Annotated in this window: 13 protein-coding genes; 10 read left to right on the top strand and 3 right to left on the bottom strand. The window is 65.8% G+C overall.

What is annotated here, in order from left to right:
* Positions 1-6: 6 nt before the first annotated feature.
* Positions 7-681 (bottom strand): glutathione S-transferase, encoded by a 675-nt coding sequence (locus J2X67_RS05780; RefSeq protein WP_309951312.1) that lies wholly within the window; start codon positions 679-681, stop codon positions 7-9.
* Between the two features lie 10 nt (positions 682-691).
* On the bottom strand, positions 692-1,783 hold the full coding sequence (ychF, locus tag J2X67_RS05775) for a redox-regulated ATPase YchF (protein WP_157615968.1): 1,092 nt from the start codon (positions 1,781-1,783) through the stop codon (positions 692-694).
* 192 nt (positions 1,784-1,975) lie between these two features.
* Between ychF and J2X67_RS05770 the strand changes: the two genes are divergently transcribed.
* Genes J2X67_RS05770 through rbsD form a run of 6 tightly spaced genes read left to right on the top strand, consistent with a single transcriptional unit; the run spans position 1,976 to position 8,052 of the window.
* The gene (locus J2X67_RS05770) at positions 1,976-2,932 is read left to right on the top strand and encodes a sugar ABC transporter substrate-binding protein (RefSeq protein WP_309951309.1); all 957 of its coding nucleotides are present in this window, start codon (positions 1,976-1,978) and stop codon (positions 2,930-2,932) included.
* A 42-nt stretch (positions 2,933-2,974) separates the two neighbouring features.
* On the top strand, positions 2,975-4,594 hold the full coding sequence (locus J2X67_RS05765; RefSeq protein WP_309951814.1) for a sugar ABC transporter ATP-binding protein: 1,620 nt from the start codon (positions 2,975-2,977) through the stop codon (positions 4,592-4,594).
* Positions 4,591-5,574, top strand: coding sequence for an ABC transporter permease (locus J2X67_RS05760; protein WP_309951308.1), 984 nt, complete (start codon positions 4,591-4,593; stop codon positions 5,572-5,574). Before J2X67_RS05765 ends, J2X67_RS05760 begins: the two co-directional genes overlap by 4 nt.
* A gap of 23 nt (positions 5,575-5,597) precedes the next feature.
* A complete protein-coding gene (locus J2X67_RS05755) occupies positions 5,598-6,695 on the top strand; it encodes a LacI family DNA-binding transcriptional regulator (protein ID WP_309951307.1) in 1,098 nt (365 codons plus the stop codon).
* A complete protein-coding gene (rbsK, locus tag J2X67_RS05750) occupies positions 6,692-7,660 on the top strand; it encodes a ribokinase (protein WP_309951306.1) in 969 nt (322 codons plus the stop codon). Before J2X67_RS05755 ends, rbsK begins: the two co-directional genes overlap by 4 nt.
* Positions 7,657-8,052, top strand: a complete 396-nt coding sequence (gene rbsD, locus J2X67_RS05745; RefSeq protein WP_309951304.1) for a D-ribose pyranase — start codon at positions 7,657-7,659, stop codon at positions 8,050-8,052. The genes rbsK and rbsD overlap by 4 nt, the downstream gene beginning before the upstream one ends.
* 44 nt (positions 8,053-8,096) lie before the next feature.
* Here rbsD and J2X67_RS05740 read toward each other — a convergent pair whose 3' ends face one another.
* Entirely contained in the window at positions 8,097-8,978 is an 882-nt protein-coding gene (locus J2X67_RS05740) for an MOSC N-terminal beta barrel domain-containing protein (protein WP_309951303.1), read from the bottom strand.
* An 89-nt stretch (positions 8,979-9,067) separates the two neighbouring features.
* Between J2X67_RS05740 and J2X67_RS05735 the strand changes: the two genes are divergently transcribed.
* From J2X67_RS05735 to J2X67_RS05720, 4 genes are all read left to right on the top strand, one after another.
* Positions 9,068-10,216 (top strand): FAD-dependent monooxygenase, encoded by a 1,149-nt coding sequence (locus J2X67_RS05735; RefSeq protein WP_309951302.1) that lies wholly within the window; start codon positions 9,068-9,070, stop codon positions 10,214-10,216.
* A gap of 20 nt (positions 10,217-10,236) precedes the next feature.
* Entirely contained in the window at positions 10,237-10,959 is a 723-nt protein-coding gene (locus tag J2X67_RS05730) for a DsbC family protein (protein WP_309951301.1), read from the top strand.
* Entirely contained in the window at positions 10,959-12,812 is a 1,854-nt protein-coding gene (locus J2X67_RS05725; RefSeq protein WP_309951300.1) for a peptidase M61, read from the top strand. The genes J2X67_RS05730 and J2X67_RS05725 overlap by 1 nt, the downstream gene beginning before the upstream one ends.
* 111 nt (positions 12,813-12,923) lie before the next feature.
* On the top strand, positions 12,924-13,703 hold the full coding sequence (locus J2X67_RS05720; RefSeq protein ID WP_309951298.1) for an enoyl-CoA hydratase: 780 nt from the start codon (positions 12,924-12,926) through the stop codon (positions 13,701-13,703).
* Positions 13,704-13,718 lie beyond the last annotated feature (15 nt).

Here is a 13,718-nt window from a genome sequence, read left to right as displayed (position 1 = left end):
GCGCGCTCAGTTCAACAGATCGTAGGGGCCGCCGCGTTCCAGCGCGCGCCGGTAGGCCGGACGGGCATAGATGCGCTCCAGGTAAGCCATGAGGCGCGGGCGCTTTGCATCGAGGCCGCCGCGCGCTTGCGAAGCTTCGACCGGAAAGCTCATCTGGATGTCGGCACCCGTGAATTCATTGCCGGCAAACCATTCGCTCTTGCCAAGCTCGGCTTCCATGAAGTTCAGGTGGCTCTCGATGTTGGGCATGATGATGGCCGCCTTGGCCTTGCCCGAAATCATCTTTGCAATCGGCTTCACGAAGAAAGGCATCTTGCTGCGCTCGATCTTGTCGAACACCAGCTTCAGCAGCAGCGGCGACATGGCCGTGCCCTCCGCAAAGTGCAGCCAGTAGCGATAGCGCAGCGCCTCGGGTGTGCCCGCAGCCGGTGCCAACCGGCCGTTGCCATAACGCTCGATCACCGTCTCGATGATCGCGCCCGATTCCGCAAGCGTGAGCCCGTCGTCCGTTGTGACTACCGGCGACTTGCCCAGCGGATGAACGGCACGCAGCGAAGCGGGCGCCAACATGGTCTTCGGATCGCGCTGGTAGTGAACGATCTCGTAAGGCAGCCCGAGTTCTTCGAGGAGCCACAGCACGCGCTGCGAGCGCGAGTTGTTCAGGTGATGGACGGTGAGCACGTGGCGAGCTTTACGAGCTGAAGAGGAAGTTCATCACGTCGCCGTCCTTGACGACGTATTCCTTGCCTTCCGAACGCATCTTGCCCGCGTCCTTGGCGCCCTGTTCACCCTTGTAGGCGATGTAGTCCTCGAACGCGATGGTTTGCGCGCGGATGTAACCCTTTTCGAAGTCGCCGTGAATCACTCCGGCGGCCTGCGGGCCGGTGTCGCCGATGTGGATGGTCCAGGCGCGCACTTCCTTCACGCCCGCGGTGAAGTACGTCTGAAGGCCCAGCAGCTTGAAGGCGGCGCGAATCAGGCGGTTGAGGCCCGGCTCTTCCTGGCCGATTTCGGCGAGGAACATCTTCTTGTCTTCGTCGTCCATCTCGGCCAGGTCGGCTTCGATCTTGGCGCAGATGGCGACCACGGGTGCGCCCTGCTTTGCCGCGTACTCGCGCAGGCGATCGAGGTAGGGGTTGTTCTCGAAGCCGTCCTCGGCCACGTTGCCGACGAACATCGCCGGCTTAGCGGTGATCAGCGTGAAAGACTTCACCAGCGGCTGTTCTTCCTTCGTGAACTCGAGCGCGCGCACCGGCGTGTTCTCGTTCAGCGCGGCCTGGCAACGCTCGAGCAGGCCGACGAGCTTCTGCGCGTCCTTGTCGCCCGAACGCGCCACCTTGGTGTGGCGGTGCAGAGCCTTCTCGACAGTGGCCAGGTCGGCCAGGCAGAGTTCGGTCTGGATCACTTCGATGTCCGAGATCGGGTCGACCTTGCCGGCCACGTGGATCACGTTCTCGTCGTCGAAGCAGCGCACCACGTTCACCGTGGCGTCGGTCTCGCGGATGTGCGCAAGAAACTTGTTGCCCAGGCCCTCGCCCGTGCTGGCACCGGCCACCAGGCCGGCAATGTCGACAAACTCGACGATGGCGGGCACCACGCGCTCGGGCTTGACGATCTCGCTGAGCTGCGCCAGCCGCGGATCGGGCACTTCCACCACACCCACGTTGGGCTCGATGGTGCAGAACGGATAGTTTTCCGCTGCGATACCGGCTTTGGTCAACGCATTGAAAAGGGTGGATTTACCGACGTTGGGCAGGCCGACGATGCCGCATTGCAAACTCATGGGGGGTCCTCTGGGTAACCCAGGATTTTAGGCGAGCCGGCTCGGCCACCGTTTGCGGAGTGTGCGAGACAGCTCAAATTGCTCAGGGTTAAACCCAAGAAGCAAACGTTTGCGCAAACGTTTTCGTTGGTTAACATCGGAGCCCCCGGCCAAGACCGGCGCCCGCTCAATCACCTCAGGAGACACATCACCATGAAGTTCACCCGCCGTACGCTGCAAAGCGCAGCCGCTCTGACGTTGCTGGGCGCCTTTGCCGCCACGCCCGCCCTCGCCCAGGAAAAGCCCAAGGTGGCGCTGGTCATGAAGTCGCTGGCCAACGAATTCTTCCGCACCATGGAAGACGGTGCCAAGGCGCACCAGAAAGCCAACGCCTCGCAATACACGCTGGTGGCCAACGGCATCAAGGACGAGACCGACACGGCCGCCCAGATCAAGATGGTCGAGCAGATGATGGCGCAGAAGATCAACGCACTGGTCATCGCGCCGGCCGATTCGAAGGCACTGGTGCCGGTGGTCAAGGCCGCCATCGACCGGGGCATCCTGGTGGTGAACATCGACAACCAGTTCGATGCCGCCGCGCTGAAGGAAAAGGGCATTCAGGTGCCCTTCGTCGGCCCCGACAACCGCGCTGGCGCCAAGCTGGTCGGCGACGAACTTGCCAAGAGCCTGAAGTCCGGCGACAAGGTCGGCATCATCGAGGGCGTGTCGACCACCTTCAATGCACAGCAGCGCACCCTCGGCTACCAGGACGCCATGAAGGCCGCCGGCGTGACGGTGGTGGGCGTGCAGTCGGGCCAGTGGGAAATCGACAAGGGCAACACGGTGGCCGCCGGCATGATGCGTGAGCATCCCGACCTGAAGGCGCTGCTGGCGGGCAACGACAGCATGGCGCTCGGCGCCGTGGCGGCAGTCAAGGCCGCCGGCAAGACCGGCAAGGTGCTGGTGGTGGGCTACGACAACATCGGCGCCATCAAGCCGATGCTGCAGGACGGCCGCGTGCTTGCCACCGCCGACCAGTTCGCGGCCAAGCAGGCGGTGTTCGGCATCGAGACCGCGCTCAAGGCCCTGGCCGAGAAAAAGCCGCAGTCGAGCATGCCGGCTGAAGTGAAGACTGACGTGGTGCTGGTCACCAAGTCTTCGTCCAAGTAAGTACAACAAGAAGAGCCGCCGTTGAACGCATCCGCCGCCGCCATGAATACAGGTCTTGCCGCGCCCGTGCTCTCGTTGAGCACGCTCGGCAAAGACTACGCGGCGCCGGTGCTCGACGACGTTTCGCTGGAGCTGAATGCCGGCGAGGTGCTTGCGCTCACGGGTGAGAACGGCGCGGGCAAAAGCACGCTGTCGAAAATCGTCTGTGGCCTGGTGCAGCCGACGCGCGGCCAGATGCTGCTGAACGGGGCGCCGTTCCAGCCCGCATCGCGCCGCGATGCCGAGCGCCAGGGCGTGCGCATGGTCATGCAGGAGCTGGGGCTGGTCAACACGCTGTCCGTGGCGGAAAACCTGCTGCTCGACCGGTTGCCCAACCAGACGGGCTGGATCCGCCGCGGCAAGCTGCACGAGCTGGCCGCGCAGCAGCTCGCAAAAATCGGCATGCAGAACATCGACCCGGCCACACCCGTGGCGCGGCTCGGCATCGGCCAGCAGCAGATGGTCGAGATTGCCCGCAACCTGCAGGACGACACGCGCGTGCTGGTGCTCGACGAGCCCACCGCCATGCTCACACCGCGCGAAACGTCGCACCTCTTCGAGCAGATCGAACTGCTGAAGGCGCGCGGCGTGGCCATCGTCTATGTGTCGCATCGGCTCGAAGAACTCCAGCGCATTGCAGACCGCGTGGCGGTGCTGCGCGACGGCCGCCTGGTGGACGTGCGCCCCATGGCCGGCGTGCGCGAATCCGAACTGGTGCAGCGCATGGTGGGCCGCGCGGTGCACGAGCACGAAGGCCGCGACCGCCGCATGGCAGGCCCGGTTTTGCTGAGTGCAAGAGGCATTGGCCGTGCCCAGGTTGTGAAGGACGTGGACATCGACCTGCATGCAGGCGAAGTCATGGGCCTGGCGGGCCTGGTCGGCTCGGGCCGGACCGAACTCGTGCGGCTGCTGTTCGGCGCGGACCGTGCCGATCGCGGCGAAATTCTTCTCTACGACGGCATTGCCAGCACGCAGCCGGTGCAGCGCGCTCCCAAGGGCTGGCGCTCGCCGATGCAGGCCATTCGCGCGGGCATCGGCCTGGTGACCGAAGACCGCAAGTCGCAAGGTCTGCTGCTCACGCAGCCGATTCGCGTCAACGCCACGCTGAGCGACCTGGGCGCCATTTCGCACGCCGGCTGGCTGCAACGCGCCAAGGAGCGCGGCATTGCCAGGCGGCTCGTCGAACTGCTGCGCATTCGCTCGCGCAGCATCGAACAACCCGTTGCCACGCTGAGCGGCGGCAACCAGCAAAAGGTGGTGTTCGCGCGCTGGCTGCACCGCGAATGCAAGGTGTTGCTGCTCGACGAGCCCACGCGCGGCGTGGATGTGGGTGCGCGCGCCGACCTGTATGCCGAACTCGACCGCATGACCGAGGCCGGCAAGGCGCTCTTGATGGTGTCGAGCGACCTGCGCGAACTGATGGCCATGTGCGACCGCATCGGCGTGATGAGCGCCGGCCGGCTGGTTGCCGTGTTCGAGCGCGGCCAATGGAGCGAACAGTCGCTGCTCGCCGCCGCATTCAGCGACGCGGCAGGACGTGCCACCACTGCGACGAGCCCGACGGCAGCATCCGTCGTTTCCGATTCGAACCCGGCCCAAACAGCCCCAGCCGAGACACCATGAACTCAGCCGCCGCCACCTCCACCCAGCCCTCCGCCCTCAAGGGCCAGCTGGGCACCTATCTCGGCCTCACCGTCGTGCTCGTGGGCATGGTCGTGCTCTTCGGTTCGCTGAGCGAGTATTTCCTTACCCGCGAAACCTTCATTTCCATTGCCAACGAAATTCCGGCGCTGGCTGTGATGGCCGTCGGCATGACCTTCGTGCTGATCATCGCGGGCATCGATCTTTCGGTGGGATCGGTGCTTGCACTGAGCGCCGCAGTCACGGCTGCGGCCATTCTCCAGTGGAAGCTTTCGGTGCCCGTGGCTGCCGCGCTGGGCCTTGCAACCGGGCTGGTATGCGGCACGGTAACGGGCGCGGTTTCCGTCGCCTGGCGGCTGCCGAGCTTCATCGTTTCATTGGGCATGCTCGAAGCGGTGCGCGGCGGCGCCTACCTGGTGACCGATTCGCGCACGCAATATGTAGGCGACGCGATCTCCGGCCTTGCCGCACCGTGGGTCGGCGGCATTTCCGCGGCCTTTGTGCTGGCGGTGGTGCTGGTGGCCGTCGGCCAGCTGGTGCTCACGCGCACGGTGTTCGGCCGGCACGTGGTGGGCATCGGTACCAATGAAGAAGCCATGCGGCTGGCGGGCATCGACCCGCGGCCCATTCGAATCATCGTATTTGCCGCCACCGGCCTCCTGGCCGGGCTCGCGGGCTTGATGCAGTCGGCACGGCTCGAGGCGGCCGACCCCAATGCCGGCGTCGGCATCGAACTGCAGGTGATCGCGGCTGTGGTCATCGGCGGCACCAGCCTCATGGGCGGACGCGGCTCGGTGGTCAACACCTTCTTCGGCGTGCTCATCATCGCGGTGCTTGAAGCCGGGCTCGCGCAGGTGGGCGCCAGCGAGCCTAGCAAGCGCATCATCACCGGGGCGGTGATCGTGGTTGCGGTGATCATCGACACCTTGCGCCAGCGCCGGGCCGATCGCCGCCTGGCCTGACGCTTCAAATAAAGGAACACGCCATGGCCACCATCAAGGACGTTGCGCTGAGGGCAGGGGTTTCGGTTACCACCGTCTCGCATGTGGTCAACGACACGCGGCATGTGAGCGCCAAGGGGCGCGAGCGCGTGGAAGAGGCCATCCGCGAACTGGGCTATGTGCCCAATGCAATGGCGCGCAGCCTGAAGAGCAACACCACGTCGACGCTCGGCATGCTGATTCCGAACAGCTCGAACCCGTACTTTGCCGAGATCGTGCGCATCGTGGAAGACCGCTGCTTTGGCGCCGGCTACACACTGGTGCTGTGCAACACCGACGACGAGCCCCGCCGCCAGAGCGTGTACCTGCAGGTGCTGGCCGAGCGCCGCATCGACGGGCTGATCGTGGTGTCGACGGGCGCCGGCGACGACGATTCGCTGGTCACCCAGCTGCACGGCCTGCGCATTCCAACCGTGCTGGTCGACCGCGAAATTGCCGACCCCGCCTGCGACCTGGTGGAAACCGCGCATATGCAAGGCGGCCTGCTTGCGGTGCGGCACCTGCTCTCGCTCGGACACAAGCGCATTGCCTGCATTGGCGGCCCGGTCGGCGTGATGCCCAGCGAACAGCGCATCGAGGGCTGGCGCATGGCGTTGGCCGAAAACGGCGCCACACCCGACATTGCCAATGCAGACGCGTTGCTGTGGCGCGGCGGCTTCACGAGCCAGGGCGGCTACGAGGCAATGCATGCCATCTTGCGCACCGAGCAGGCGCCTTCGGCGGTGTTTGTGTGCAACGACCTGATGGCAATCGGTGCCTTGCGTGCGGCGCATGAAAGCGGCGTGCGCGTGCCCGACGACCTATCGATCGTCGGCTTCGACGACATCGAACTGTCGGCCTACACCAGCCCTCCGCTCACCACCGTGGCGCAGCCCAAGGAGCGCATTGGCGCACTGGCGGTCGACATGCTTCTGGAGCGCGTCGGCGGCAAGCGGCGCGACGCGCGCAAGGTGGTGCTGCAGCCGGAGCTGCGCGTGCGCGCCTCGACGGCGCGGCATGCGAGCTTCCGCGAGGCGGCCGCCCCCTCTGCTGCTGCTCCCGCTTCTTCTTCAATGGAAAAACGAAAGTCCCGCGCCCCGTGAGTTCGACGCCTTCTTCTTCCAGCGCTGCGCAGCAGCAACCGCGCATCGTGGTGCTCGGCAGCCTGAACATGGACATTGTGCTGCGCGTGCCGCAGGCGCCGTCTGCGGGCGAAACCCTGCTGGGCCGTTCAATCGCCCATATTCCCGGCGGCAAGGGCGCCAACCAGGCCGTGAGCTGCGCACGCGAAGGAGGCAGGGTCGGCATGATCGGCTGCGTCGGCAACGACGCGCATGGCCAGGCGTTGCGCACAGCGCTCATGCAAGACGGCATCGACACCGCCGCGCTGCGCACAGACGGCGCGGAGCCCACCGGCACGGCGCTGATCCTGGTGGAAGACAGCGGCCAGAACCGCATCGTGATGATTCCCGGCGCCAACGCAAAGGTCGAGATCGACGAGCCAGCGCTGCGGCAGCAGCTGCAAGGCGCGGCGTTTCTGGTGGCGCAGTTCGAGACACCGATGCACCAGGTAGCCCATGCCATCACGGTGGCACACGATGCGGGCTGCAAGGTGCTGCTCAACCCGTCGCCGGTGCAGCCCATTGCCGAGCCGCTGTGGCCGCTCATCGACACGCTGGTCGTCAACGAAATCGAAGCCCGGGCACTCTGTGGGCAAGCGGCCGATAGCCCCCAGGAAGCAGCGCAGGCCGGCCAGGCCTTGCGTGCCAAGGGCGTCCAGCGCGTGGTCGTGACGCTCGGCGCGCGTGGCGCGGTGGCCATCGATGCCGAAGGAGCCCGCCACCATCCCGCACCCAAGGTGCAGGCGATAGACACCACCGCGGCGGGAGACACCTTCCTGGGTGCGCTGGCGATTGCGCTGGGCGAAGGCCAGTCGTTCGACGAAGCCGTGCGCCTGGGCATTCGCGCGGCCGCGCTGTGCATTCAGCAGCCGGGCGCCCAGCCTTCCATTCCGCAGCGCAATGCCGTGCTGCAGAGCCCCATGCCCCCTGACTGGACCGCGCTGTGAAACGTACCGCTCTTCTCAATTCCGAACTGTCCCAGGTCATCGCCTCCCTCGGCCATGGCGACATGCTGGTGATCGGCGATGCGGGCCTGCCGATTCCGGACGGCCCGCGGCGCATCGACCTCGCGGTGACGCGCGGCGTGCCGCTGCTCACCGACGTGCTTCAAGCCGTTCTTTCAGAAATGCAGGTCGAGAGCGTGGTGGTGGCGGACGAGGCCCTGAACGGCACCAAGGCCTTGCCCGCCTGGTATCCGGAATCGCTCGGCATAGCGCCGCAAACCGTGTCGCACGAAGAGTTCAAGCGCCGCAGCGCAAAGGCCCGCGCCATCGTGCGCACCGGCGAATGCACGCCCTACGCCAACATCATGCTGATCGCCGGCGTCGCATTTGGCTGACCCCTTGCAGGGGGCAACGGAAAAAAACGAGAAGCCCCGGCTGTCTATTCGAACCGGTAGTTCGCACCCACGGCCTGCCCCACCTTGAGCATGTGCTCCACACCCTGCAGCACGATGCAGTTCATGCCGAAGGTAATGCGCCCGTCGACGCGCGCGTCCGCCCGGTAGGTGCGCAGCATGTCGCCCACCTCGGGGCTGCTGATGGCCGTGGCCGGGTCGATGTCCGGAATCGGGCAGCGCGTGCAGGGCTTCACAGGCTTCAGTTCGGCTTCGCCTTCAGCCGTTTCAATGTGCAGCGCGTCGACGCGGTCTTCGTCGTGCGACTCGATACCGGCCAGCACGATGTTGGGCCGGAAGCGTTCGATGCCGACGGCGCCGTGCCCCGCGGCGGCCAGCCGCTCGTTGAGTTCGGCCAGCGAGCCCTCGCTTGCCACCAGCAGCGGGTAGCCGTCGGCAAACTGGTTCGTCGCCTCGACGCCGTCCGTCCAATCCAGGCTCGACAGGCGCTTGTGCTCCGGATCGAAGCGCACCAGGCGCAGCTTCTGCGGCTTGCCCGGTTCGGAAAGAAAGTCGCTGAACCATTGCGCGGCGATGTCGCCCATGTCATAGGCGGCGACTTCGTCTTTCCAGACGCGCACGCGCACCGGCTTTTCGACCTTGTCGAACGCGAGATGCAGGGCCAGCATGCCCGGCGCCCGCAACACCGCTTCCATCTGCTTCATCTGCGGCTTGATGAGCGCCATGCGCGGCAGCTGCCGCTGGGTGACGAACTCGCCATCCGCATCGACCACCATCCAGGCGCGGTCGAATTCGAGGCCGGTTTCGGTGAGCAGCGCCTCCGGGAGCTCGACGCCCGCGCACGATTTGACTGGATAGACGAACAGGCGCGCAATGGTGGCTTGAAGATCGAAAGCGGACTGTGGCACGTGGGGTTCCTTGGAATTCGGCCGAGATTGTCCCGCATCGGGCATTTCCGGCGAACCCCGGGGCTGGGCATAGTTCTTACAATGAGCCGATGGCCCTCCCCCCTGAAGTTTGCATACGCGGTGCCGGCATCGTCGGCCGTACGTTGGCCCTGTTGCTTGCGCGCGAGCGCGTGCGCGTTGCGCTGGTGGTTCCGCCCGCCGCAGCCGGCAAGGAAGACATTCGGGCCTACGCGCTCAACACCGCATCCAGGAAGCTGCTCGAATCGCTGCGCGCTTGGCCCGACGCGGCCCATGCCACGCCGGTGCGCGAAATGCTCGTGAACGGCGACGAGGGCGGCAGCGTGCAGTTCAACGCAGTGCGGCAGAAGGTCGAGGCGCTGGCCTGGATCGTCGATGTGCCGGCGCTCGAAAAGCAACTGGCGGACGCGGTTCGCTTTCAGCCCCAGGTCGAGGTGGTGGCCGAACCGGTGCCGGCTGCGCTCACGGTGGTGTGCGAAGGCAAGGCCAGCACAACGCGCGAAGCGCTCGGCGTGACCTACGCGGTAACGCGCTATCCCCAGCATGCAATTGCAGCGCGGCTCGAAGCGGTGGAGCCGCACGACGGCGTGGCGCGCCAGTGGTTCAACGACAAGGGCGAGATACTGGCGCTGTTGCCGATGGGCGGCGTGCACGGCCGTTCGCTCGCGCTGGTGTGGTCGGTCGACCAGTTGCGTGCGCCTGCGCTGCTTGCGCAGGGCGCCGAAGAATTCAACGCAGCCGTGAGCGAGGCCAGCCACGGCGCGCTGGGCGCGCTGCAACTCACGAGCGAGCGCGCCGCCTGGCCGCTGGCGCGCGCCATTGCCGACCGCTGGACCGGCGCCATGCCCGGACAGGCACAAGGTGCTTCCGCTTCTGCTGCGCATACCTGGGCACTGGCCGGCGATGCCGCCCATACCGTGCACCCGCTCGCGGGCCAGGGCCTCAATCTCGGCTTGGCCGATGCGGCCATGCTGGCCGAGGTGATCAAGCAGCGAGACTACTGGCGCAGCGTTGGCGATGCGCGCCTGCTGCGCCGCTACGAACGCGCCCGCCGCGCCGACGTGCTGCAGATGAGCCTTGCCACCGATGGCCTGCAGCAACTTTTTTCGCACAGCGCAGGCCCCTTGCCCACGCTGCGCAACTGGGGCATGCGCGGCTTCGACCGCACGCGCCTCCTCAAGCATTGGATCGCCAACCAGGCGATGGGCTTGAGGGCATGAATCCATCGACCGGACTTTCAATGAAACTCGCACGCCACCTTCTTCTCGCCGCCTGCACGCTGGGTGCGGCCGTTACAGCCCTTGCCGGCGAAGCCGAGATTCGCAAGAACCTTCCGGCCCGCATTCCGCAGTTCCCCGCCATCGACGAGGTCACCAAGTCTCCGCTGCCGGGCCTTTATGAAGTGCGCGTGAACGGGTTCCAGATCTACTACACCGACGAGCAGGGCAACTACCTGCTGCAGGGCAACCTCATCGACGTGAATGCGCGCAAGAACCTCACCGAGGAGCGCATCGAGAAGCTCAGCCAGGTTTCGTTCGACAAGCTGCCCGTGAAAGACGCGATCAAGATCGTGCGCGGCACCGGCAAGCGCAAGCTCGCGGTGTTCGAAGACCCGAACTGCGGCTACTGCAAGCGCTTCGAAAAAGACATGAAGACGGTCGACAACGTGACCGTCTACCTGTTTCTCTATCCGGTTCTTGGCCCCGACTCGGCCACCAAGTCGCGTGACATCTGGTGCAGCAAGGACAAGGGCAAGGCCTGGGGCGACTGGATGGAAACCAACGCCAAGCCCACCACGGCGGCAAGCAGCTGCGACGTGACCGCGCTGCAGCGCAACGTGGAGTTCGGCCGCAAGTACAACATCACCGGCACGCCCACGCTGATCTTTGCCGATGGCACCCGCACGCCGGGCGCCATTCCGGCGGAGCAGGTCGAAAAGCAACTCACCGCTTCTTCCAACTGATGGGCACGCCGACAGTTTCCCGGCGCGCGGCATCTGCTGCGCCGGCCGCCGCCGCCGTGCGCTACCGTATCGAATGCGCCGACCTGCACGCGCACCTCTTCGCGGTGATCCTGACCATCGAAGCGCCTGCGGCGCAGCAGCGCGTGACGCTGCCGGTGTGGATTCCGGGCAGCTACCTGGTGCGCGAGTTCGCCAAGAACCTGCAAGGCCTGCGCGCCGTGCAAGGCCGCCGCAAGCCCGTGCTGACGCAGGTCGACAAGTGCAGCTGGCAGATCGATTGCGTGCCGGGGCAGCCGCTGGTGCTGCATTACCAGGTGTGCGCCTATGACAACTCGGTGCGCACCGCCTGGCTCGACGCCGAACGCGGTTTCTTCAACGGCACCAGCCTGTGCCTGCGGGTCGAGGGCCACACCGATGCGCCGCATGCGCTGGATATTGTTGCGCCTGCGCTGCCGCCTGAAAACGCGCGCTGGTCGTGCGCCACCGCCCTTGTTCCGTCGAAGACCGACAAGCACGGATTCGGCAGCTACCTGGCAGCGGGCTACGACGAGCTGGCCGACAGCCCCGTCGAAATGGGCGCGTTCTGGAGCGCCGAGTTCGAAGCCTGCGGTGTGCCGCATCGCTTCGTGATCGCGGGTGCCGCGGCTTCGTTCGACGGCGAGCGGCTGATCGCCGATACGCAAGCCATCTGCGAAGCCGAAATCCGCTTCTGGCATGGCGAAAAGGCGGGCAAGCGCGGTGGACCCAAGCTGCCCATCGACCGCTACGTGTTCATGCTCAATGCCGTGGACGACGGCTACGGCGGGCTCGAGCACCGGCATTCCACCGCGCTCATCTGCAACCGGCGCGACCTGCCGCAGCGCAACGCAAAGAAGCAGCCCGAGGGCTACACAACGCTGATGGGGCTCATCAGCCACGAGTACTTCCACACCTGGAACGTCAAGCGCATGCGCCCGGCGGAATTCGCGCACTACGACTACGGCCGCGAAAACTACACGCAGCTGCTCTGGTTCTTCGAGGGCTTTACCAGCTACTACGACGACCTGCTGCTGCGCCGCGCGGGCCGCATCGATGACGCGGGTTACCTGCGCCTGCTCAACAAGACCATCAACCAGGTGCTGCAGACACCCGGGCGGCTGGTCCAGCCGGTGGCCGACGCGAGCTTCGACGCCTGGATCAAGTACTACCGGCAGGACGAGCAAACGCCCAACAGCACCGTCAGCTACTACACCAAGGGCGCGCTGGTGGCGCTGTGCTTCGACCTCACGCTGCGGCGTGAAGGCAAGGGCACGCTCGACGACGTGATGCGCCACCTGTGGGTGCAAAGCGGTGGCGGTCCGATCAGCGAGGCCGACATGGCCGCTGCGCTCGAATCCGTGGGCGGCCGCTCCTTTGCGGCGGAAATTGCGCAGTGGGTGCATTCCACCGACGAGCTGCCGCTTTCGGACTTGCTGCGCGCGCATGGCGTGGCCGCACTCGAAGACCCGTCGCAGCCGGCGCAGGCGCTGGGCCTGCGTGTGGCCGAAGCCAACGGCAGCGTTCAGGTCAAGGTGGTGCTACGCGGCGGCGCAGCTGAAAAGGCGGGCTTCTCGGCGAACGACGAATGGATCGGCATCGAGCTGCCGGCCGTCGGCAAGAAGGGGCTGCAACGGCCCGCGCAGGCCTGGCGCATTGCCAAGCTCGAAGACCTGGCACTTTATCTGGGCGATGCCACGCGCTTTACCGCGCTGGTGGCACGCGACCGCAAGCTGCTGAGGCTACCGCTCGTGCGGCCGGAAGGTGCCACCACCTGGCGGCTGTTCCTGCACGACGCGGCCAAAGTGACGGCCTGGCTCGCGCCAGCGCGGCGCTGAACGACAGACGCTCAAATTCTTTAGTAAGTGTTGCCCAGTGTGGCCGCACAGGCGCCTGCGCCTGATGCTGGGTATAGTGAAGCGAGGCATTTTCTTTCTCCCGGAGACACCATGAGCTACGAAAACATCGAAGTGCGGACCGAAGCAGGCAAGGTCGGCATCATCACCCTCAACCGTCCCAAGGCGCTGAATGCGCTGAACGACGCGCTGATGACCGAGCTGGGCCAGGCGCTCAAGGCCTTCGATGCCGACGATGCCATCGGCTGCATCATCGTGACGGGCAGCGAACGCGCCTTTGCGGCCGGTGCCGACATCGCCGCAATGGCCAAATACAGCTTTATCGACACTTACAAGGGCGACTACATCACGCGCAACTGGGAGACCATCCGCTCGATCCGCAAGCCGGTCATTGCGGCCGTGAGCGGCTTTGCGCTTGGCGGCGGCTGCGAGCTCGCGATGATGTGCGACTTCATCATTGCGGCTGACAACGCCAAGTTCGGCCAGCCCGAGATCAAGATCGGCGTGATCCCGGGCGCGGGCGGCACGCAGCGCCTGCCGCGCGCAGTGGGCAAGAGCAAGGCCATGGACATGGCGCTCACCGCCCGCATGATGGACGCGGCCGAAGCCGAGCGCGCGGGACTCGTGAGCCGCGTGGTGCCCTACGAAAAGCTGGCCGACGAGGCGCTGGGCGCCGCACTGGTCATTGCCGGCTACTCGCAGATCGCAGTAATGGCGGCCAAGGAATCGGTCAACCGCGCTTTCGAAAGCGGCTTGTCCGACGGCGTGATGTTCGAGCGCCGGCTGTTCCACGCGCTGTTTGCCACGGCGGACCAGAAGGAAGGCATGGACGCCTTCCTCAACAAGCGCCAGCCCGATTTCAAGAACGCCTGACGGCAGACGCTGAGG

It is taken from the genome of Variovorax sp. 3319 (assembly GCF_031456585.1).
In the GTDB taxonomy this organism is placed as follows: domain Bacteria; phylum Pseudomonadota; class Gammaproteobacteria; order Burkholderiales; family Burkholderiaceae_C; genus Variovorax; species Variovorax paradoxus_P.
Note: the sequence above shows the minus strand (reverse complement) of the source record. Positions and strands in the feature narration are given on the sequence as shown.